Annotated in this window: 17 protein-coding genes and 1 tRNA gene; 4 read left to right on the top strand and 14 right to left on the bottom strand. The window is 67.6% G+C overall.

All coding sequences use genetic code 11. The annotated features are described in order from the left end of the window. The first annotated feature begins 48 nt into the window (after positions 1–48). Positions 49–645, top strand: coding sequence for a hypothetical protein (locus EV192_RS00105; RefSeq protein ID WP_132109910.1), 597 nt, complete (start codon positions 49–51; stop codon positions 643–645). 117 nt (positions 646–762) lie between these two features. Further along, positions 763–1446, top strand: coding sequence for a hypothetical protein (locus tag EV192_RS00110; RefSeq protein ID WP_132109912.1), 684 nt, complete (start codon positions 763–765; stop codon positions 1444–1446). Positions 1447–2305: 859 nt separating this feature from the next. On the opposite strand, the gene EV192_RS00120 is transcribed toward EV192_RS00110, so the two are convergent. From EV192_RS00120 to EV192_RS54550, 4 genes are all read right to left on the bottom strand, one after another. After that, positions 2306–2554, bottom strand: a complete 249-nt coding sequence (locus EV192_RS00120) for a hypothetical protein (RefSeq protein WP_132109914.1) — start codon at positions 2552–2554, stop codon at positions 2306–2308. Between the two features lie 190 nt (positions 2555–2744). Then, a complete protein-coding gene (locus tag EV192_RS57260) occupies positions 2745–2978 on the bottom strand; it encodes a MerR family DNA-binding transcriptional regulator (RefSeq protein ID WP_424923324.1) in 234 nt (77 codons plus the stop codon). A gap of 61 nt (positions 2979–3039) precedes the next feature. Continuing rightward, positions 3040–6582: a CHAT domain-containing protein gene (locus EV192_RS00130; protein WP_165960151.1), complete on the bottom strand. Its 3543-nt coding sequence runs from the start codon at positions 6580–6582 to the stop codon at positions 3040–3042. 601 nt (positions 6583–7183) lie between these two features. After that, on the bottom strand, positions 7184–7558 hold the full coding sequence (locus EV192_RS54550; protein ID WP_207925843.1) for a barstar family protein: 375 nt from the start codon (positions 7556–7558) through the stop codon (positions 7184–7186). Between the two features lie 61 nt (positions 7559–7619). On the opposite strand from EV192_RS54550, the gene EV192_RS00140 reads away from it, so the two are divergent. Beyond that, positions 7620–7874: a hypothetical protein gene (locus tag EV192_RS00140; RefSeq protein ID WP_132109920.1), complete on the top strand. Its 255-nt coding sequence runs from the start codon at positions 7620–7622 to the stop codon at positions 7872–7874. A gap of 99 nt (positions 7875–7973) precedes the next feature. Here EV192_RS00140 and EV192_RS00145 read toward each other — a convergent pair whose 3' ends face one another. Both EV192_RS00145 and EV192_RS00150 read right to left on the bottom strand, forming a co-directional pair. Further along, the gene (locus EV192_RS00145) at positions 7974–8201 is read right to left on the bottom strand and encodes a hypothetical protein (protein WP_132109922.1); all 228 of its coding nucleotides are present in this window, start codon (positions 8199–8201) and stop codon (positions 7974–7976) included. A gap of 825 nt (positions 8202–9026) precedes the next feature. Continuing rightward, a tRNA-Thr gene (locus EV192_RS00150) sits at positions 9027–9103 on the bottom strand. A gap of 142 nt (positions 9104–9245) precedes the next feature. On the opposite strand from EV192_RS00150, the gene EV192_RS00155 reads away from it, so the two are divergent. Beyond that, positions 9246–10883 carry a hypothetical protein gene (locus EV192_RS00155; protein ID WP_243726541.1) on the top strand — a complete coding sequence of 546 codons (1638 nt, stop codon included), beginning with the start codon at positions 9246–9248 and terminating at the stop codon, positions 10881–10883. On the opposite strand, the gene EV192_RS00160 is transcribed toward EV192_RS00155, so the two are convergent. The 8 genes from EV192_RS00160 to EV192_RS00195 all read right to left on the bottom strand — a co-directional run bounded on the left by EV192_RS00160 (position 10874) and on the right by EV192_RS00195 (position 21083). After that, complete coding sequence (locus tag EV192_RS00160) at positions 10874–12055, bottom strand: DNA polymerase III subunit delta' (protein WP_132109924.1); 1182 nt, start codon at positions 12053–12055, stop codon at positions 10874–10876. The genes EV192_RS00155 and EV192_RS00160 overlap by 10 nt on opposite strands. Further along, positions 12052–14136 (bottom strand): bifunctional MFS transporter/dTMP kinase, encoded by a 2085-nt coding sequence (locus EV192_RS00165; RefSeq protein ID WP_132109926.1) that lies wholly within the window; start codon positions 14134–14136, stop codon positions 12052–12054. The genes EV192_RS00160 and EV192_RS00165 overlap by 4 nt, the downstream gene beginning before the upstream one ends. Before the next feature lie 58 nt (positions 14137–14194). Then, positions 14195–14632, bottom strand: a complete 438-nt coding sequence (locus tag EV192_RS00170; protein ID WP_132109928.1) for a hypothetical protein — start codon at positions 14630–14632, stop codon at positions 14195–14197. Next, positions 14629–15861 (bottom strand): hypothetical protein, encoded by a 1233-nt coding sequence (locus tag EV192_RS00175; RefSeq protein WP_132109930.1) that lies wholly within the window; start codon positions 15859–15861, stop codon positions 14629–14631. The genes EV192_RS00170 and EV192_RS00175 overlap by 4 nt, the downstream gene beginning before the upstream one ends. A 90-nt stretch (positions 15862–15951) precedes the next feature. Continuing rightward, positions 15952–18774 (bottom strand): type I DNA topoisomerase, encoded by a 2823-nt coding sequence (gene topA / locus EV192_RS00180; protein ID WP_132109932.1) that lies wholly within the window; start codon positions 18772–18774, stop codon positions 15952–15954. 271 nt (positions 18775–19045) lie between these two features. Then, positions 19046–19666, bottom strand: coding sequence for a hypothetical protein (locus EV192_RS00185; protein WP_341770824.1), 621 nt, complete (start codon positions 19664–19666; stop codon positions 19046–19048). 61 nt (positions 19667–19727) lie between these two features. Beyond that, positions 19728–20411: a hypothetical protein gene (locus EV192_RS00190; protein ID WP_132109936.1), complete on the bottom strand. Its 684-nt coding sequence runs from the start codon at positions 20409–20411 to the stop codon at positions 19728–19730. Positions 20412–20426: 15 nt separating this feature from the next. Continuing rightward, positions 20427–21083 carry a hypothetical protein gene (locus EV192_RS00195; RefSeq protein ID WP_132109938.1) on the bottom strand — a complete coding sequence of 219 codons (657 nt, stop codon included), beginning with the start codon at positions 21081–21083 and terminating at the stop codon, positions 20427–20429. Between the last annotated feature and the right edge of the window lie 97 nt (positions 21084–21180).

Raw genomic sequence — 21180 nt, forward strand, 5'->3', positions numbered from 1 at the left:
GCAGCATCGATACCCCTCGCCGACAATCCCAAGGAAGCGGCGTGTGCCATGTCCGAATCTGACTTCACGAGGCAGCAGCTCTCGTCAGACCCCGAACAACCGCTGTTTCCAACCCCGCCGACGACTGTCGACGCCGGTTCGTTGCCAACTCAGCCGGTTCAGCCCACACCTCCAGCGCCACCCCCGGTGGTGACGCAGACCGTTCCCACGGAGCTCGCCCATACCGCTGGCGACGACACGTATCCGCTGGTTGCCTCGATACCTACCGCGTCACGCAAGCGGCGCAGCCGAGCCACAATCACTCTGCTGGTTCTGGTTCTGGTGCTGTTCGGCGGCGCGGGCGCCCTAGGCACGCTCTACTTCCGTGCCCAAAGCCGTCTGGACTTGACCACCCACGAAGTGTCGACGACGAAGAACACACTGACTGACGTCCAAGGCCAACTGACGCAGGCCAACGCGGACAACCGCACCCTGACGACACAGAAGACGAATCTGAACACCCAGATCGGCCTGATGACGCCGTGCGCGAGGTCGGCCAAGGCTTTGGCGGATATTCTCGACACCGACCTCAAAACCAACGTCAACCCTTTCCTGGACAACAAAATCGTTGGACCGATGAGCGAAGAGATCGGATACTGCCGTTGACCAAGAATGATCCAACCTGTAACTCGGCCTTATTCCGGCTCCTCAAGTTAACCGGTCGCATAGTCAACTGGCCACTTTCCGTAACCTTCGACTGTTGCCGCGTGGGGAAGTGGGCGGTTGGTCAGCCCCGATCATCGTACCGACCGGATCGGCCGCATGGCCGATTCCGGAATTGATCTCAAGCGAGAAAGGGGAACAACTACGATGTATCGCGAGTTCAACTGGATACACCGCGCAGTGATCGGCTTTGTGGCCGTTTCATCCGCGTTGGCTCTTTCGTCGGCACCGGCCACTGCCGCGCCGGTCACGCCACTCTCGGGACCGAACAGCGCGACGGCCGTAGTGCAGCGGACGATTCCCGGGTTCGCCCGGGCGGTCAGCATGAAGTCCGTCCGTATCCAGGCCGGTACCGGGCGGCATTCCCTGGTAATTCGGTCCGCCAGCCCCACGGGCGTGACAGGGACGACGTGTTTGGCTGAGGTCAGCGACCCGGCCGTGATCGGCCCCGGTGGGGATGGCCGGATCATCGGCACCAATGCCACCCTCTTCTGCAACGGGCCGATCGCCCGCGCCACGATCACGGTCGGCCTGTTCTTCTCTCTCGACAACACGAGCTACAATTTGTGTGGCATCAATCCCAACCAGTCCGCGTCAGGTACTCCGTTCATTGTCGGCGCGCAATGTGACGTCCCGCTGTTCACTCAGTTCTTCATCGGTGCGGCCATTTTCGATGTCCGGTTCCTCGACGGCGATCCGATCGAGGAAAGACTCGGGCTGCAAACATTCCCCGTTCAACGTTAACTAGTTGTCTCGCGCGGTGGCGAGTCGCGTTGGCGCGCGGCTCGTCACCCAAAGCTCTGGTTGACGAGCATCGAAATCGATTCGCGACGTGCGGGAACGGCAAATCCGGTGGGGGCGGGCAAGACTTGGATGGTGCGGGTGGTGACCAGGCCGCGTCCACGGTCGAACAGGAATCGAGGTAGAATGAGTCCCAGCTTTGTCCTCGCTCAGTGAAGTGATCTCACCAAGATCGCGGTGGTGAATGCCGAAGGAGCGCACGCACATACGCCATGCGGTCAGGTGTCGGGACGCGGGGCCGGGCCCAGGAAGTTGGCCAGGGAGCCCCTGGTAGGACTGGATTTGCGAAGATCAAGTCCGGACCAGGAAGCTCCCCGTGATCAGCTATCGTGCCATACTCGACGTGCCCCGCGAACTGGCCCAGTACCTGGGCGGACTGCTGCACGCTGAACGCCGCCGACGCGGCACCCGCAAGACGAGCCGGGCGTTGACCTGCTTCAGCCAAGCGGTACTGGGCCTGCGCTGGTTCCGCCAGGACGTCGATGTCACCGCGCTGGCGTTGGATCGAGCAGGACTGGCCACCAAGCCTGCCCGGCAACGACGTCCGCAGCCCGCGCACCCTTCGGCGACACTGCGTTCCCCAAGCCCCGCCAAGGATTCCGAGAAGCAGCGTGTTGCCCGGCGTACCGTCGGGCAACAGCCCGCAACAGGCGAGAGAGCTGAAGGGAAACTCCGCGCCAGTTCTCTATTTCCGCAGGGCGCGGACAGACTGACGTCTGCCGGGATCGACGTCGCCCACAGTGAGGGCAACCCTCACCTGAGGAAATGCACGCCAAGGACAAGGAATAGCGGCAAACCATTCCTATGGCCGTGCGTTGCCCTGACGTCGGGTCCGCCGTGCACGAGTTCGGCTGGCGAGTGTGCTGAGGCCTAGTGCGGTGGTCGCGTACGGGCCGAGCAGGACTGCCAGGCCACCGACCGCCGCGGTGGTGACGATCAACAGAATGACCAGTCGGATGAACTTCTCCCAGCCGGCGTGGAAGGCGATGGCCATGAGGTAGAGGATCATCCGCGCGGCCGCGGTGTCCGGTGTCGGACGTGTTGCTGACATGGATTCACGAAACCAGGCGGGCCGGAGTAGTCGGTCCGAGTCGGATCCGACGGTGATGTCGGACGGTCAGGTCGGACTGAAACGACGGGGTGCGGCCTGCCGACATGGTGGCGAGGAGGTTGGCGATGGACGACACACCGCGCCCGACCCCGGACACCGGGCCGGGCGACGAGTTGAAGTCGTGGATCGTTCAACTGGACCGTTTGGTCGGTATGCCGAGCGGTCGGGAAATGGCCCGGCTGGCCGGCTTGTCCGGAACCAGGTTGCCGGCCTCGACTCTGAGTGACCTGCGGCGGCGACGCGGCATACCTAGGGAGCCGGTCTGCGGATCGGTGTCGGCCGGGATCAGCAGGCCGACGTCGTCGTAGTGGCGCAGCGCGTGGATCGATAGTCTGGTGAGCCGGGCTGCTTCAGGTAATGCCACGCGTCCGAGCTCTGGCTCAGCCCGCCAGGTTTCGCTGGCGTGAACCGGCGGGGCATCGTGATCATCGTCCGGTGTGGACGTGGGCCGCCCAGTGGGCGGGGCGTCGGGGGTGGGTGTCGCGGTATCGGCGGACGGCGTGGTGGAGGGCGTGGGCAGCGCGGGTGGGGTCGGGCGGTGTGGTGCCGTCGTGGGTGAGGTGTTGGTATGTGTCGTGGGCGATTGTGGTGGCGGCGGTGTCGTCGATGGGCCAGAGGGTGCCGATGACGGCGCGGTATCCGGCGAGGTGGAAGGCGGTGGTGAGGTGGGTGGCCTCGTCGGCGTGTTGTGAGTTCGTGGCCGTGGTGCTGCACGCGGAGAGGTAGGCGAGTCGGGCGTTGGTGAGGTGCAGGGCGGTGATGTGGGCGAGGGTGAGCGGGCTGGTGTGATGGTCGTGCAGGACCAGCCTGCTGGTGGTGGGGTCGGTGTAGTCGGCGTGGCCGTGGCAGGCGAAGTGGGCGATGGCGTGGTGTGGCAGGGCGTCCAGGACGGCGTCGCGGGTGGTGGTGTGGCCTGCCGGGGGCAGGATGGTGGCGGCGGGGATGAGACCGCGGAGGTGCTCGGCCTCGGTGGCCACGCCGGTGAGGTGGGGGGTGTCGGGCACGTCGGGGGCGGCTACGACCAGGGTGCGGGAGTCGGGTTCGACCGTGTTGTTGGTGGCGTGCAGGAGAGCGCGGGCGGTGGGTGTGTAGGAGGAGACGACGCGGTCCATGACCGTGTCCCCGCGGCCGGCTATGCCGAGGTCGGTGGTGTGGTGGCCCGCCGCGTGCAGGGGCAGGGCGGTGACCGCGCCGACGGGGCACCACCAGAGGCGGGGCCAGGGCTGGCCGTCGGCTGGTGGGTCGGTGAGGCCCAGGTGGTCGAGGACAGGGCCGGTGATCGTGTCCCACATCCACGCCAGGACATCCAAGACCCGCTGCTGAGCCTGCTGTGCGGTTGCCTCGTCCACCGGAGGTTCGACCTCCCGATCCGGGCGCCTGCCGGGGACGGTGGCGCGGAGTAGGGCGACGTGCCGGTCGACGGCGTCCTGGGTGAGGTCGGGTAGGGGGATGGCGGTGACGGGGTGGCCTGGATCGTCGCGGAGGACGAGGGCGTAGCCGGTCTGGTCATAGGCGACGACGTAGACCACGGGCCCTCGGGCGGCGGCCGCGCGGAGGTGTTCGACGGGTGGTGGGAGGAGGAAGTAGCGCAGCTCGTGGATGGCGCGGATGCGCTTGAGGAGCTGGTGCCACCGGTCGATGACACGCTCCCGCGCCTGCATGTCGTGTTGGGTGGGATTTTCGACTTCGTGGTCGAGGGCGTCGAGCTGCTGCCGCAAGCGGGTGAACTCCTCGGCCAGGTCGGGCGCGTGCCTGCGGAGGGCGGACAGGTCGCTGCGGGTGTCGAGGGTGTCGGTGATCAGCAAACCCCGGCTCTGTTCGAGCAGTTCGACCGCACGCCGCGGGTTCCCGACGCCCAAGGCTGCGGTGGCGACGAGCGACGCCATTCCGCTCTGGCGGGTGACGCGGTGCTGCCGGTCGTTGCGGTGTAGCCGCCGCGGCGCGAGCAACCCCAGCATCGCGACCGCCTCTTCGGCCATGGACAAGGCATGCGCGGTGTTCCCGGTGAAGAGGTCCGCATGGGCTGCTCGCACGGCTGCCCGGATTCGGATATCCACCTGAGCTGTTCTGACAGCTTGCGCGCGCACGAAACACGTCCGGGACTCGTCGACCACGGCCCGTTGTCCGGTGTGCTGGTGTTTGAGCACCAGAGCGAGGCCGAGGTTGAACAGGTGTATGGCGCGGTGTGGGCTGTCGGCAGGGGTGGCCCGCACCGCGTGGTGGTGAGTGGCGACGGCCTCGTTCCCGGCGGACAGGTCTCCGGTCCGCTTGAACCTCGCCGTCAGGGCGTTGCCGAGGTTGGACAGGCAACAGCACAAGCCAGGATGGCCGGCGGGCAGAGTCCGCACAGCACGACGACCGGCATCAATGGCCTCCTCCAAGGAGGCCAAGTCACCGGTCGCCTCGTACAAACACAGCAGCGCGGGACTGAGCAGACTTGGTTGGCTGCCGGGGCGGAGGACGTCCACGGCCTCGTTGAGGTCCGCGATGTCGCCGGTGCGGTCGAACCTCATTCGGAGGGTGGCGGCGAGAGTGGACAGGAAAGGGTGAGAGTCGGCGGGGCCGTTGCGGATTGCTCGTTCAGCACGACGACTGGCATCAACAGCCTCCTCCAAAGAGGCCAGATCCCCGGTCTGCTCGAACCTCACCCGCAGGACGTCGCCGAGGTTGCACAGGCGCCAGCCGAGCTCAGGGTGATCGGCCGGGGTTGCCCGCAGCGCACGACGGCCTGCATCGACGGCGTCCTCCAAGGCGGTCAGGTCACCGGTCCGCTCGAACCTGTCCCGCAAGGCGGAGGCGAGGGCGGACAGGCGTCTGCTGAAGCCGGGATCGTGGGTGGGAGTGTTCTGCACCGCGAAACGGCCAGCATCAATGGCTGCCTCCAAGGCGGTCAGGTCACCGGTCCACTCGAACCTCCGCTGCAAAGCGTCAGCGAGGTTGGCCGGGCCCGCGCCACCATCGCGATAGTGGGCGGGGATGACCGTCACCGCGAGGTGGAGGACGTCAACGGCCTCGTCGAGAACGGCCAGATCTCCGGTCTGCTCGAACTTCAACCTCAGGGCGTTGCCGAGGTTGGACAGAAGTCCGCCGAGGTCGGGAGCGTTGGCGGGAGTGTCCCGCACCGCGCGGCGGAGAACGCCGATCGCCTCGTCCAAGTCGTCCTGCTCCACGTCCCGCCCCGACTCGTTGCGCACCACGATGCTCAGGGTGGACAGGGGTTCCTCGAGGTCCGGGTAGTTGGCGAGATACACCTGCACCGCGCGGCGACAGAGATCCACGGCCTCGTCCAACACGGCCGAGCCACCGGTCAACTCGACCCTCCTCTGCAAGATGACGCCGAGGTTGGCCAACCTCGCGACGAAGTCGGGGTGGTCGCTGGGGGTCGCCCGTAGCGCACGACGACTGGCATCAATGGCCTCGTCCAGGGCAGCCGGGTTCCCGGTTCGCTCGCACCTGCTCTGCACGGCGCAGCCGAGGGCGGACAACAAGGCCACGAAGTCTGGGTGACCAGTGTCGATCGTCCGCACGGCGTGGCGGAGAACACCGATGGCTTCGTCCAAGGCGGCTAAGTCCGCGGTCCGCTGGTAGATCTCAAGGAGCCCGACCGCATGGTTCTTGAGCTGGCTCTCGTCGATCAGCGTGGAATGTCGGACGGCCACCAGGGCCGTGACCTCGGGTCTCGTGGCGGCGACGGCCGTCAACAGATCCATGGCGCGGTCCCGGTCGAGGTGGCCCTGCCCGGCGGGAAGAGCTTGGTAGCGGCGCCAGTGCAATGAGCCCAACAGGAATCGGGCGTCCAGGTCGTGCTCCAGATCGGGTGTGGCCGTCCTGGCCACCTCCATCGCCAAGGCGGTGAACTCCTCGGCGAGTACGCGGCCGGGATCCCCATCCTTGCCGACGTCGACCAGGGCATGGCGGAGCGCCTCCTGTGCCCGCTCGCGGTCCCCCGCACGTCCCGCTGCCGCCACCCCGTCCCTCCGCGTGAATGCCGATCGTGTTCGCATGACACCCCCGCCACCCCGTCCTGACGGACGGCGGGGACAGGCGCGGGACGGACCACCACCACGTGACACGCGTAAACACACCTGACGCAGAAGATTCCTCCTGCCCCAACTCGTCGGTATCGAAAGGCCAGCGGCACTTACGCGGAGAGTCCCACTCCGCAACGAGAGACACCCGATAACCCAGCCATGGTTCCCGGAATCCGTCCCTCCCGAGCCGACCGCAGCGCAACCTGCTCGACCACGCCGAACGCTGTCCCACCGCGCCACGCTGAGGACATCTGCTCGGTGACAATTCTGGCGATCACACGATTTCGGTCGACAGTCCTTCCACGGACTTCGTCCCGAAGTTCCTGTACGAGGGCCACGTGTCGAAACCCTTGAACACAATTCTCCGAACGCACACTCTTCGGCAGTTGAGTGCGTTGGGCGAACTACCGATCAGCGGCATGGCTCTCGATCCGCGTGAGGTGAAGGATCCGCGTTCTGCCCGTTGGTAGCGAAGTCTAGATGTCCCGCGTTGCGGAACGGTCCTCCAGTGAGCTTCACCGGGCTGACGGCGCACGTCTCAGCGCGGGTCGAGCTCGACCCGGTGCTCCGTGAGCATGTCCAGGAGATACTCCCGGGTGATCGCCGGATGCAGGTTGTGCCGATCGTAGCCGGCGACGAGGTGCTCGCGGGCGACGGCCGAATCGTGCCACCCCAGTCGAAACGGAGCCTGCGCGCCGAACCCTCCGCGGAGGCAGTCGTGCACGGCGTCGAGGTTCCAGTCGAAGTCGACCGCGATCTTGGCCGTCCCGGACCCGGACACCACACGATCTTCGGCGCCCACCGTCCAGGTCTGACCGGGGGCGACGTCGAACTGTGGCATGTAGAACCGACGTCCGCCGGTGTCGAATGCCCAGCTGATTCCTGGCAGGTCCCCGATGGGGTCCCGCGTCACCCAGCCCCCGTCAAGCGAGCCCCAGCCACTCAAGGTGCTGGCGAGAATCGGGTTGGCACACATGTTGATCGGCGAGGAGGCATTGCCAGGGGAACTGGGAACCAGTACCCATCCGGCCACGAGCACGATGGAGGGTAATACTGTTTTTATTGACCGAAGCACGACCTTGTTCCGTTCAGTCGGGTCCTATCTGGGCATGCCGTTCCGCCTGAATCCCGCTAAGGGCAATTACTGCGTTATCTTCATCCGCAGTCAGCGGTTTGGCGCCACATCACCGCCAGTCTCCTCCACATTCGAAGTTGTCGCGCCGGAATGACACCACCGTGGGGATGCCCTGGTCGCCATTGACCGCACGGAGGAAATTTCTACAAAGTCGCCGCGCCGAGCATTCACCGCCACGAATGATTTCAAGCGGTCACTGCTTACTCGTCGTACTGGCGCTGTCCGCGCGCTTCTCGTCAGGTGTTTCGGTGTTCGCATGCTCGATTACCTTGTTGTTCGAGCCGCGGAGGCCGCGGGCAAGCTCGGCGAGCGCGCGGATGATGACGGCTCGCTCAGCAGGGGTACTTCCTCGTAAGGCCACCATGAGCGTGATCAGGAAGCCCAGGACCACAACAGCCGCGATCCAGATGAAGACAGTCATGTCCCGCGTCTTCCTTCCATGAGTCGGCGCACCTCGCGATAGCTGAGCGAGTGTCATCAGCAAAGCACGGATTCGCGCGGGCTACAAATCTCGACTTTCTGGCGACTGGTTCGATGGCACACTGAACGCCTCCCAAGCTATCTAGCCGCGAATACACTGCGCAGAAGCATGGTTCGGCTGATCTTGACTTTCCGGAAAGTCGGAACATCCTAGACTTTCTGGAAAGTGCTAGTCCGTCGACTCGATAATCGAATCGCCCGACCGCGAGCTCGACCTCCCAGCGGCCCACTTCCAACCGGCTGACGACACCTGTTCGGGTTCGCGGGCACCAGATGCTCCGCAGCGCGGCCTAGCAGGGAGATGGGCAGCCCTACGGTTCACACAACCAACTCATGGACCATCAACCGACTAGCCGCAGTGGAAGTCCATGCCGCAAGGTCGAGCAAAGACCCAGGTAGACGGCCCGTTGACGCCCTCTCCATCCAACTTGGACAGTACGCGGCGGCAAACCTATGACCAACGCATTCTCCGGACTCTACGGTCGAGTAGCAACCGCTCCCGCGCCAGCGACACCCACCGAACCCAGATTCCCCGCAGCCCACAAGGCGGACACTTCATCACCCGTGACCAGCACAAATAGGCTGAAGACGTCTAACTGGGAGCGCTCAACCTAGACGGAGTTTGCCGCTCCCGAAGCAGTCCACCGGACACCCGTGCGGAACGTCGCGGGCAACCGCCGGGCAACCATGCAGAAACACGAACAAGCACTCGCGTGTGAAAAGCCGGTAAAAACCCCAGTTCAACCGAGGTCTTCACCGTCCACTATGGAGCCGCCTAAGGGAATCGAACCCTTGACCTACGCATTACGAGTGCGTTGCTCTGGCCGACTGAGCTAAGGCGGCGTGACCTCGTCCAGTGTAGCGGGCTGGGGCGAACGGGTTTGCACCACCCGGATGGGTGAGGGGCCGGGCGTCACCCGGGACTGGGCTGATCGTTGGTACGGGTGACGCCAGTTGTAGGAGGACCTTCCCTATGCGCCGAGTCATGGCTTTGCCGTTGACGATCGCCGTGCTTGCGCTTTGCGCTGCCCCTGCCGCGGCTCAGCCTTCCACGACGCCGATTCCGCCGCCACGCGACCCGAACGCCCCGCCCGCGTCGGCGCCGAACGGGCCGCAGCCGCTGGGGCACGCCATCGGGGACGCCGGGACCGGGTTGTCGATCGTTCGGTTGTTGCCGGCGTCGGCGCCGACGAACACGATCCTGCCGGGGTACTCCGACCAGCTGCCCAAGCAGTCCGCGCTCGAGGTGGGGTTCGGGTTGGCGAGCGCGCAGGTCAACTCCGAGTCGTACCTCAGCTATGAGCACTCGGTGGCGCAGGCGTCGCCGGGTGGGGTCGCGGTTCAGGGGGCCAGCCCGCAGTCGCCCGGCACAGTGGCCCAGACGGCCCCGCCGGACAACGAGCAGCCCACGACGTTCGGTCTCAACCCGCCGTCCACCCCGCTCGACGCCTTGGTCAAGGTCGGCCTGTTGAACGGCAGCGCGCACGCACGTTGGAGCGACACGTTGGGGCCGTGCGTGACCCCGTTGTCGGACGCGAGCCAGTCCATCGCGAGTCTCAGCCTGCTCAACGCCATTCCCACGCTGCCCGGGATCACGGACCTGTCCGGCAAGCTCACCGACTCGAAGCTCAACCCCGACCAGCTGCAGGCGTTGACCGACCAGCTGAAGGCCCTGCCCGGCCCGTTGGCGCAGCTCGGCGGCCTGCTGCCGGGGCCGTCCGGCGGCGGCACCGGGTCGTTGATCAGCCTGCCGAACACGCTGTCCACGCGGTCGACCGTGCAACTGGTGGACATGCCCGGCACGAGCAACAAGGCCGTGCAGTCGACGTCGACGTTGCAGGTCGCGAGCCTGAACCTGCTCGCCGGCACGCCGTTCGCGCTGTCCCTGAACGTGGTGAGTCAGCCCACGTTGCAGGTCACGTCGACCGGTGACGCCAAGACGTCGACGGTGAAGTACACCGCACCTGTGCTGAGCGTGAAGCAGGGCGACAAGGTCCTGTTCACGTTGGACGCCGCGCACCCCACGTTCGACGTGCCGATCGGCATCCCGCTGCCGGGACTGAGCAGCCAGCTGCCGGACAACCTGAAGAACCTGCCGCTGATCGGCGACCTGATGAACGTCCTGCCGAAGGGCTCGCCGCTCGCGTCGAACGCGAACCAGTTGGGCCAGCTCAAGCTGGACATCGGCGTGCTGCGGCTGACCATCGCGGGCCTGCAGCAGAAGGCGCAGGACACGACGGAACCGTTCAAGGGCCACCAGCTCGCGGCCAGCGCCCGCATGCTCGACCTGCAGGTCCTGCCGACGCAGGCGTTGGGTCTGCCGGGCCTGCCGTCGTCACTCGCCGAGGTGTCCATGGGTGAGCAGGTCGCCCGAGCCGCGGCGCCCACCGGCGGCGTGGTGTGCGGAACGGCCGGGGCGCCCGCGCCTGGGCCTGGTCCGGCCCCGCAGGCCAGTGGGCCGAAGTTGGCGTACACCAGCGCGTACCAGGCCATTCCGATGTTCTGGACGGGCGCGGCGATGCTGCTGGTGGGTGTCGTGATCGTCGCCGGGCTGCCCGCGAACCGGCTGCGTCGGCTGGTTGCGGCAGGACCCGCCGACCAGGACGACGACGATCAGCCGTAGTACAGGGTGGTCACCATCGCTTCGATGGCGATCCGCGGTTTGACGTTCAGCTCCAGCGCCTCGCGGCAGGCAAGCACCGCCTCGAGGCGCCGGAGCGCGGACTCCGGCGACCAGTCCTCGGCGGCGGTCCGCGCGTCGGTCGCGCGGTCCGGGTGGTTCAGGACGGCGGTCGAGCCCGAGCCGGCGACGAGCACGTCCCGGTAGAAGCCGGCCAGGTCGACCAGGGCCAGGTCGAGGGTGTCCCGCTGGGTCCGGGTCGCGCGGGACTTCTGCCGGCGCTCCAACTCCTTCAACGCGCCAGCGGTGCCACGAGTCGCGGCGGCAGTGCCCTTTCCGGTGCCGCCCGCGCCCAACGCGGTCTTCAGCGCGTCACGTTCGATCTCGTCCCGGGAGTCGCTCTGGTCCGACGCTTCGGTCTCGGCGGCCTTCACCAGATCGTCCGCCAACGTGAAGATGTCCGACGGCCGGCGAAGGCCCAACGGGATGCGAAGCACAGCCTCACGGCGGGTGCGCGCCGCCTCGTCGGTCGCGAGCCGACGTGCCCGGCCGACGTGCCCGCCGCACACCGAAGCCGCCCACTGCGCGGTCTTCGGCTCAACAGAATCCCGGTGCACCAACACTTCCGCGATGGCTTCGGCCGGGGGGATCCGGAGCGACACGCCACGGCAGCGCGACCGGATGGTCACCGACACGTCGTCCGGATGGTCCGAAGGCGCGCACAGCAGGAACACCGTGCGGTTAGGCGGTTCCTCGACCGCCTTCAGCAACGCGTTCGCCGCGCCTTCGGTGAGCCGGTCCGCGTCCTCGATGATCACGACCTGCCAGCGGCCACTCGTCGGTCGCCGCGCCGCCGTCTGCACCAAGGCCCGCATCTCCGCGACGGAAATGGAAAGTCCTTCTGGCACAACGAGTCGTACGTCCGCGTGCGTCCCGGCCATCGTGGTACGACACCCTTGACACTCACCGCAACCCGTACCGGTCTCGCACTCCAGAGCCGCCGCGAACGCCCTCGCCGCGACGGACCGCCCTGAGCCGGGTGGCCCGGTGAACAGCCACGCGTGGGTCATGCCGCTGCCGCCGTCGCCCCGGACGATCGCGGCCGCCGCAGCCGCCGCTTTGGTCAGCACTTCGACGGCGTTGGCCTGCCCAACGACCTGCGACCAGACGGTCACTTCGCCTCCACCGGCGTCAACTCGACGTCGTCCTCGGCCAGCCCCAACCGCTTGGCGGCGATCGCGCCCTGGACCGCGATCCGGACCCGCAGCGATGTGGCGTCGTCGTCATCGTCGGACTCGACCACGACATACCGGGCCGGGTCCGAGGAAGCCATGTCCAGCAACAGATCCTGCACCCGCCAGTGGTGGTCGGACGACTCCGACCGGAACTTGGGCAGCGTGGCCGGATCGCGGTCGAGCAACACGGTCAGGTCGGGCCGCAGCTTCGCGGTCGCCCAGTCGGTGAGGCCTTCCATCTCCTCCGGGTCCAGCCCGGCGAGCGCCGACAGGTGCGCGAACGGACTGTCCACGAAACGTTCCATCACGACGATCGCGCCCCGGTCCAACGCCGGCCGGATCTCCCGTTCCACGATGTCCGCGCGGACCGCCGCGGCCACCAACGCATGCGCCCGAGCACCGGTCAGCTGCGCCCCGGCCAGCACCGCACGCAGCCGCCGGTCGTCCAGGGTCGGGTCGGTGGCCAGCACGATCTCCCGGCGACCGGAGTGCCGCAGCCAGTCGGTCAGCAGCCGGGACTGGGACGCGGTGTCCTGTGCCGTGTCGCCTTCCACGGCGATGAGCACCCCGGTCGACCGGCGCGGCTTGCCACGGATGGCCGCCTTCAGGTCGGCCAGGATCGTCTCGGTCCGGCGGTCGTCCATCTGCTTGTACGCGATCACGCCGACCAGCGCGGCGATCAGCCCGGCGCCGAACAGGACCGGCCGCGTGCCGTCGACCAACACGGGATGGCCGAAGACCGAGATCGTGCGTCGCTGGACGAGACCGACCAGCAGCGGCACCACCATGATCGACAACGCCAGAATGATCTTCATCAACGACTGGTAGATCGCGTTGATGCGGCCGCGGATGGCGTCCTCGACCTGGGTGCCGATGATCGTCACACCGGTGAGGAACGCGATGCCCGCGCACGTACCGACGAACGCGACCGCCACCAGCGAGATCCACAGGTGCGGAGACGCGGCGACCGGCAGCAGACCGAGCCCGGCCAACACGATCGCGATGCCGAACAGCCGGTTGTGCGGGATCCGCTGGGCCATCTTCGGCGCGGTGGCCATCCCGGTCGCCAGACCGATGAACACGGCCACGAGCAGCCAGCCGAACGCGGAGTCACCGCCGAGCAGGCTGGACGAGTACGGCTTGGAACTGCCGACCAGTGCGCCGGCCGCGGCGAACGCGCCGATCATGCCGATCAGCAAGCCGCGAACCAGCTTGGTGCTGCGCACGAACCGGAACCCGTCCCGCACCATCAGCAGCATGCCGGTCTTCTTCTCGGCCGGATCGGCTCCGTCCTTGGCCGGTGCGACGACGCGGAGGGACAGCTCAGGAATGCGGGTCGCGACGATGATCGCCGACGTCAGGTAGAACAGGCCGTTGATCAAGATGATGATCGTGGCCATGGTCATGCCCTGGTCGTCCAGCTTGACGCGCAGCTGCGTGGTGATGCCGGTGATCAGCGCGTACAGGGCGGCGCCGGAGATGACCGCGACGCCCCACGTCATCACCAGGCCGAGCTGGTTGGCGGTCTCCACCTGGTCCTTGCGGCGCAGCAGGTTCGGGATCGCGGCGTCCTTGGACGGGATCCACAGCAGCTGGCAGCAGCCGATGAAGAAGTTGCCGACGAGCAGCCACACCGGCGTGCCCACCAGGGCGATGGAGACCAGCAGGCCGCAGCGCAGCAGGTCGCACACGACCATCACCTTGCGCCGGTCGAACCTGTCCGCGAGCAGCCCGCCGATGGGCGCGAACAGCAGGCCCGGCAGCAGTTGGGTGAGCACGACACCGGAGAAGGCGTAGTTCTGGAACGCGTAGTCGTTGGTCAGTTTGGTGATCAGACCGGACAACGCCAGCAGCGACAGCCAGTCGCCCGTGCTGCAGATGAAGGTGACGATCCACAGTCGCCGGAATGGCCGGATCGCCAGAACGCTGCGGATCCGGTGTGCCAGCGACGCGTCAGACCGGGCCGGGGGTGGGTCCCCGGCTTGTCCGAATTGCCGTCCGTCCACGCTGATGTTCCCCACCTCATTCCCACCAACAGCGTAGCGACCACACCCGGAAGGCGGGTCAGCCGCCCGAGTGTCAGCCGAAAAGCTGACTGAGGGTGTCCGCAAGGCTGCGCACCACGTAGACCAGGATCACCGCCGTGACCAGCAGGATCAGCAGGACGACCCGAATGCCGGTCCGGGACGACGTCGACTGGTTCGCCACCTTGGGGGTGGGCAGGCGATCCCGGGTGGCCCGCAGTACCCGGGCCATGGCGACCGGGGACGGCCACGGGCGCAGCGGGGCGGTGATCGTCGGTGACGGCTTCACCATCGGGGACGGCCGTCGGGGACGCCGGCGCGGCGGCTCCTCGAGTACCGCACGGATCTCGGCGGGGTCGGGCAACGCGACCGGCTTCGGCGCGGCGACTCGCGGTTCCTGGCCCGACCAGCTGTCACCGGTGACGAGACCGGCGAGCGGATCGGGCAAAAAGGACAGTGGCGGCAACGCCTGGGTGCCGTCCAGATCTGTCACGGAATCGGCTCCCACTCCAGATCTCCCCTCACCACCAGTGGTCCGACCTCAGGGTAGCTCGTGGGCATCGACGCCTCGTCCCAGAGGGTGAGATAGACGTCCCTGGCGGCCAGGCTGCGCGCCACGTCCGACATGAGCGGGTCGAAAAAGGACGTGCGGTAGGTGGAGTCGGTCGCGATGGCCGCGGCGAAGTACATGCCGGAGAACCCGGCCAGGAACAGCGAGACCCGGATCAGCTCGTCGCTGATACCCGGCAGGCGCAGCGTGAACAGGGTGCCGCTGGGTTTCGGCGGGTGGCCCAGCCAGGTCTCCATCACGCTGGGGTCCACCGAGATCAGGCCGAACACCACGAAGAACCAGAACACCACCACGGAGAACACCACCGCCTGCAGTGCCTGGGCCAGGAACACCACCAGCGCCAGGTTGAGCTTCTCCGGCCTGGTCAGCGGGTAGTTGCGGACAGCGTGGTCGTCGTCGGGGACCAGCCCGTCCAGCGGTGTCTGCCACAGCAGCGCCACGTAGTCCCTGGTGCCGGACGCCCGGTGCTTCACGAGGACCGCGCGGCCCTCGTCCCGCAGGATGGACACCAGGAACATCGCGCCGAAGACGACGAAGAAGGCGATCACCAGCCACAGGCTCGTACGGTGGCCGCCGGACTCGAGCTTGTCGGAGATCTGCCACGTCTCGGTCGCGAAGAACCCGAACAGCAGGAACAGCATCAGCAGCGGCAACGCCCGGGTGGCGACCGCGCTGATCTGCCGGATCGCGACCCGCAGCGCCCAGCCGAGGATCGAACCCGCGCCCACCACCACGACGAACAGCAGGCCGACCACGATCCCGGCGTCGATGGCGATCCACTCAACGAGGTTGCTGATCTGCCCCGCGGCCTTCTGCACCACCGGCACCACGACGACACTGATCACGACCACGGCGACCGCGACGGCCATCCGGGTTCGTTCGGTCCAGGACCGCATGATCCGCGCGATCAGCCAGGACACCACGATCGGCACCACGAGCGCGGCCAGCGAAAGCGCCAGCAGGCCGAGCACGTACGGCGTGTTCTCGGTGTTCACGTTCAACTTGGCGACGCGGTCGGTCACCCACGTCAGCAGTACGTTCGACAGCAGCAGGAACACCTGCGCGGGCATCGCACGCGGCAACACGGCCGCGCCACGCACCCGGCGCTTGACCACCATCGGCAGGCCACGGCGGCGGAACCAGGTCTCCACCGCACGTCTTTGCGCATCACTAGGCACCGCTCTGTCCCCCGATCATCCCAGTCGGGCGACACACTAACCCAAGCGGCTCGCGCGGTTACGCTACTTGGCCTTGGCCCTCGACGCCGTCGCGCGCGGCTTGGCCGGCGCCTTGGTCGTCGCTGCCTTGGTCGTCGCGGTTTTGGTCGTCGCCGTTTTCGACGCGGCCGTCTTCGCGGGCGCCTTGCGGCGGACCGGGGCCTTCTTCGGCGCCGGGCCCTTCTCCCGCTTCTCCGCCAGCAACTCGGCCGCGCGCTCGTCCGTCAACGTCTCCACGCTGTCAGACTTGCGCAACGACGCGTTGTACTCACCGTCGGTGACGTACGGGCCGAACCGGCCGTCCTTGACGATCATCGGCTTGCCGGACACCGGGTCGTTGCCCATTTCCTTGAGCGGCGGGGCCGACCCCGCGGCGGCACGACCGCGCTTCTTCGGCTCCGAGTAGATCTTCAGGGCCTCGTCCAAGGTCACGTTGAAGAGCTGGTCCTCGGTGGTCAACGACCGCGAGTCCGTGCCCTTCTTCAGGTACGGGCCGTACCGGCCGTTCTGCGCGGTGATCTCGTCGCCGGACTGCGGGTCCTTGCCCACGACCCGCGGCAGGGACAGCAGCTTGAGGGCGTCCTCCAGGGTGATGTCCGCCAGGGTCATCGACTTGAACAGCGACCCGGTCCGCGGCTTGACCTTCTTGGTGCCGTTCTCCTCCGGCAGCACCTCGGTCACGTACGGGCCGAACCGGCCGTCCTTGGCCACGATCTCGTGCCCGGACACCGGGTCGGTGCCCAGCGACCGGCCCTCCTGCGGGGTGGCGAACAGCTCCTCGGCGATCTCCTGGCTCAGCTCGTCCGGCGGCAGGTCCTCAGGCAGGTTCGCCCGCTGGGACTCACCGTCGACCTCGCGCTCCAGGTACGGGCCGAACTTGCCGACCCGGACCACGACCTGGCGGCCCTCGGCGTCGTCGAACATCGGGATCGAGTTGACCAGCCGCGGGTCGATCTCGTCGACGCTCACGCTGATCAGCTTCTTCAGCCCGCCCGACCGGCCGACCGAGCCCTCCGGCCCGATCTCGCCGCCGAAGTAGAACCCGGACAGCCAGTCCGTGCGCTGCGCGCGGCCGGCCGCGATGCCGTCCAGCTCGTCCTCGAGCGTGGCGGTGAAGTCGTAGTCCACCAGCCGGCCGAAATGCTGCTCCAGCAGGCCGACCACGGCGAACGCGATCCACGAGGGCACCAGCGCGGCGCCCTTCTTCCACACGTAGCCGCGGGACTGGATGGTGCTGATCGTCGTCGCGTACGTCGACGGCCGGCCGATGCCCAACTCCTCCAGGGTCTTGACCAGGCTGGGCTCGGTGTACCGCGGCGGCGGCGAGGTCGCGTGCCCGTCCGGCGTCAGCTCGGCCGCCGTGACCTGCTGGTCCTTGACCAGACGCGGCAGGCGGCGCTCAGCGTCGTCAGCTTCGCCGCCCTGCTCGGAGTCGACGGTCTCGACGTACGCCTTGAGGAAGCCGGGGAACGTGATCGTGCGGCCGGACGACGCGAAGGTGCACTCCTCGCCGCTGGCCGAAGTGCCCAGGATCCGCACGCTCATCGTGGTGCCGCGCACGTCCGCCATCTGCGAGGCGATCGTGCGCTGCCAGATCAGCTCGTAGAGCCGGAACTCGTCCGACTGCAGCTCCTTCGCCACCTGGCCGGGGGTGCGGAACACCTCGCCGGCCGGGCGGATGGCCTCGTGCGCCTCCTGCGCGTTCTTCACCTTGCGCGTGTACTGGCGGGGCGTCGGGTGGACGAACTCCTTGCCGTACAGGCTTGCCGCCTGCGCACGAGCCGCCGCGATCGCTGTCTCGGACAGCGTCGTGGAATCGGTACGCATGTACGTGATGTAACCGTTCTCGTACAGCCGCTGAGCGACACGCATCGTCGTGTCCGAAGAGAACCGCAGCTTGCGACCGGCTTCCTGCTGCAGCGTCGAGGTCATGAACGGCGCGTACGGCTTACGGCTGTACGGCTTCTCCTCGACGCTCGCGACGCGCATGTCCACGCCGGCCAACGCCTCGGCCAGGCGGCGCGCCTCGGTCTCGTCCAGCAGCCGGACGTCCGCGGAGTTCTTGAGCTTGCCGTCCGGGCCGAAATCCCGGCCCGACGCGAGCCGCGTGCCGTCCACGGCCACCAGCCGCGAGCCGAAAGTCGGGGGCTCCGTGCCCGCGCCGGCGTCCATGATCGCCGCGATGTCCCAGTAGGACGCCGACTTGAACGCCATCCGCTCGCGTTCCCGCTGGACCACGATGCGGGTCGCCACGGACTGCACCCGGCCGGCCGACAGCCGCGGCATGACCTTCTTCCACAGCACGGGGCTGACCTCGTAGCCGTAGAGCCGGTCGAGGATGCGCCGGGTCTCCTGCGCGTCGACCAGGTCGAGATCGAGCTCACGGGTGCTGGCGGCGGCCTCCTGGATGGCCTGCTCGGTGATCTCGTAGAAGACCATCCGGCGGACCGGCACCTTGGGCTTGAGGGTCTCCAGCAGGTGCCACGCGATGGCCTCGCCCTCGCGGTCACCGTCCGTCGCGAGGTAGACCTCGTCGACCGTCTTCAGGGCTTCCCTGAGCTCGGTGACCGTGGCCTTCTTGTCCGGCGTGACGATGTAGATCGGCTCGAACCCGCCGTCGACGTTCACCCCGAGGCTGGCCCACGACTGGCCCTTGTACTTGGCCGGCACCTCGGCCGCCTTGCGCGGCAGGTCCCGGATGTGGCCCTTGGACGACTCCACGACGAAATTGCGGCCGAGGTAGGACGCGATTTTGCGCGCCTTCGCCGGTGACTCGACGATCACTAGCCGGCGCGGCTCGGCGCCGTTCGCCGATCCGTCGCTCTTCTTCGTCCTGGTCGCTGCCACTCTTCGTCCTGCCCTCTGTCCCGCCTGTCCCAGCTCCACTGGGAGCGTCAGCCCGTCAGTGTGCACTGTCGGGTGCCGTCTGCCGAAGTGGAGGTGTCCCGAGGCACAACCGCGCGCTCGGGTAACCCCCGGTGACCCTCTCTACCTCGCACGGGCCGACCGGCTCGTTACCGAGGGACCGTCCCGCCGCACGTGGAACCCATCCCAAAGGGTCCTTGGGCTACCCACTACTAGCACGATCAGATGGCCCCGTGCATCACTGGCGGCAACCCTACGCGCGCGAGAGAAAATCACCCGATCGGCTGAATGCGCGTGTCGGCCAATGCTCCCCCGCCTCGGTCGTCGGCGGATCGCCCACCAGTTCGACCAGTCGGCCGATCCGCCGCCGGCCACTCAGCCTCAACCCGGGCCCGCCACCGCGTATTCCCAGCAGGCTCACCGGCAGGCCGATCCGGGTGCAGGCCAGCAGCAACGGTTCGTGCGTGTCGGGGGCGTGTTCGTCCAGGCCGAGCAGGTAACCGGTGTCCACCCAGCGGCCGAAGGCGGTCGTCCAGACGCGCAGGGTGGCGCCGTCCAGCGCCAGCCCCCTAGGCACGGCCTTCACCGCCCCTTTCGTCCAACTGTCGGCCAACGGGATGAGGTCGTTCCGGAACGCGGTTCGGACCAGGGGACGTCCTTCTTCGGAGGTGGCCAGTTCGGGCTGCACACCGCGTTCGCCGAACGCCAGGACGAGCGCTTGTTGTCGCCAGGGCTCGTCAAGCACGACCGAGAGCCGGGCCGCCGCATGCGCGAAATGCACGACCTGCCCCTGGCCGCACAACAGCCCACCGAGATCCACGACTCCGGGCTGCATGGCCTCGGCGGAGAAGAACGACATCTGCGCCACGGCCATCAGACTAGAACATGTGTTCGGCTGCCGCGAGGGTAGAAAGTTTCACATGTGACACGTGGGGCTACGACGACGGTGGCGTCGACTCCGAAGAGCTCCCCGGCGGAGTGTTCGTGGACGAACTCGACGTCGGCGGTGTCGATGTCGGCGGTGTCGACGAGGTGACCGGCGGGAGCGCGGACCGGCTGGCTCGCGTCCGGCTCACCTCGGTGCAGTTGTCCGCACTGCGTGCGGCCGCCTGAAGGTCCGGGAAACGCTCGCCCATGCCCTCAAGGGGGTTCACCGGCGCCCGCAGCCCCTGAAGCGTCTGAGCGATCTGCTGGAGGGCCGTACTGACCGCGGTCCGGTCGTCCGGATTCACGTTCTCGATCTGGCTCTGCGCCGCCCGCACGGTCTGGCTCAGCACGTCCAGGGACTGGATGATCGCCTGGGTGGCCTCGTCACCGCCGGCCACCGGCGACGGACCGATACCGGACAGCTTGGCCTTCGCGCCGTCGAGCTGCTTGGTGGTGGCGTCCAGATACGCCCGCAACGACGACACCATGGTCGCGGGGCTGGTCGAATCCATCTGGAAGGTGACCGCGTCGCGGTCGTAATCCAGGATGGCGGCGCACAGGTTGTCCGCCCACTGGACGCCGACGGACGGCACCTGCGAGGTCTGGCCGACCGGAGCGGCCGCCGGAGCCTGCGGGGTGCAGCCGGCGGCGACCACGCCGAACAGAGCCAGCGCCACCAGGGCGCGTTTCACGGGTGGATCCTCATTTCAGCCGCCGGTGATGTCCTTGCATGCCGCCGCCTTGCCCATGGCGTCCCGCAGCGCGTCGTTGGTGTTGTCCTTGAACGGGTCGGTGATCTTGCTGGTCTCGTCCCCGAGGCTCTGCAGGATCTGCGCGGCGGCGTCCTGGTCGCCGCCGCGCACCTTGCCGGCGGCGTCCTTGAGCACCTGCTGGGACTTCTGGTACGCCTCGACGATCTTGTTCTTCACGTCGTCGGCGCCCTTGATCGGCGACGGCTCGATCGTCTTGAGCCGGTCGACCGTCCGGCCGAGGCCGGTGGCCATGTCGTCCACAAGCTGGCCGAGCTTCGCCTGGATCTGCGACTGGTCCTGGACCTGGCTCATGGTCGCGGCCTGGTCGGCGATGGACTTGGTGAACTCGCTGAGCGGCGTGCACAGGTTGTCCGCCCACTTCACCGGGTCGCCGCCGGCGGGCGGCAGCGGGGCGACCGGCCCGGTCGGAGCACCGCTCCCGGCACTGCCGGACGGCCCGCCCGACCCGGAACCGGACTGCGGTGGCGGCGCGTTCGAACCGGACACGCCGCCAGGAGCCGGCGGGGCGCCGTTGCTACTGCTGCTGCATCCGGCCAGCGTCAACGTGATCCCAAGAGCCACGGCCACGACTAACGAGGGGCGACGACTCATCAACACTCCAGACGGTCCGGGGGCGCGTCGGCACCGACGGTACCCGGGCACGGGTTTGGACACGGTGAGGGCCGCCCCTTGAAGCAAAGGGCGGCCC

The organism is Actinocrispum wychmicini, assembly GCF_004345645.1.
In the GTDB taxonomy this organism is placed as follows: domain Bacteria; phylum Actinomycetota; class Actinomycetes; order Mycobacteriales; family Pseudonocardiaceae; genus Kibdelosporangium; species Kibdelosporangium wychmicini.

Excerpts from the sequence above, each read along its gene's own strand:
- EV192_RS00140 (WP_132109920.1), top strand. The coding sequence starts at position 7,620 with ATGTTGATCGGCGAGGAGGCATTGCCAGGGGAACTGGGAACCAGTACC.
- EV192_RS00105 (WP_132109910.1), top strand. The coding sequence starts at position 49 with ATGTCCGAATCTGACTTCACGAGGCAGCAGCTCTCGTCAGACCCCGAA.
- EV192_RS00155 (WP_243726541.1), top strand. The coding sequence starts at position 9,246 with ATGGCTTTGCCGTTGACGATCGCCGTGCTTGCGCTTTGCGCTGCCCCT.
- EV192_RS00145 (WP_132109922.1), bottom strand. The coding sequence starts at position 8,201 with ATGACTGTCTTCATCTGGATCGCGGCTGTTGTGGTCCTGGGCTTCCTG.
- EV192_RS00195 (WP_132109938.1), bottom strand. The coding sequence starts at position 21,083 with ATGAGTCGTCGCCCCTCGTTAGTCGTGGCCGTGGCTCTTGGGATCACG.
- EV192_RS00185 (WP_341770824.1), bottom strand. The coding sequence starts at position 19,666 with ATGGCCGTGGCGCAGATGTCGTTCTTCTCCGCCGAGGCCATGCAGCCC.
- EV192_RS00120 (WP_132109914.1), bottom strand. The coding sequence starts at position 2,554 with ATGTCAGCAACACGTCCGACACCGGACACCGCGGCCGCGCGGATGATC.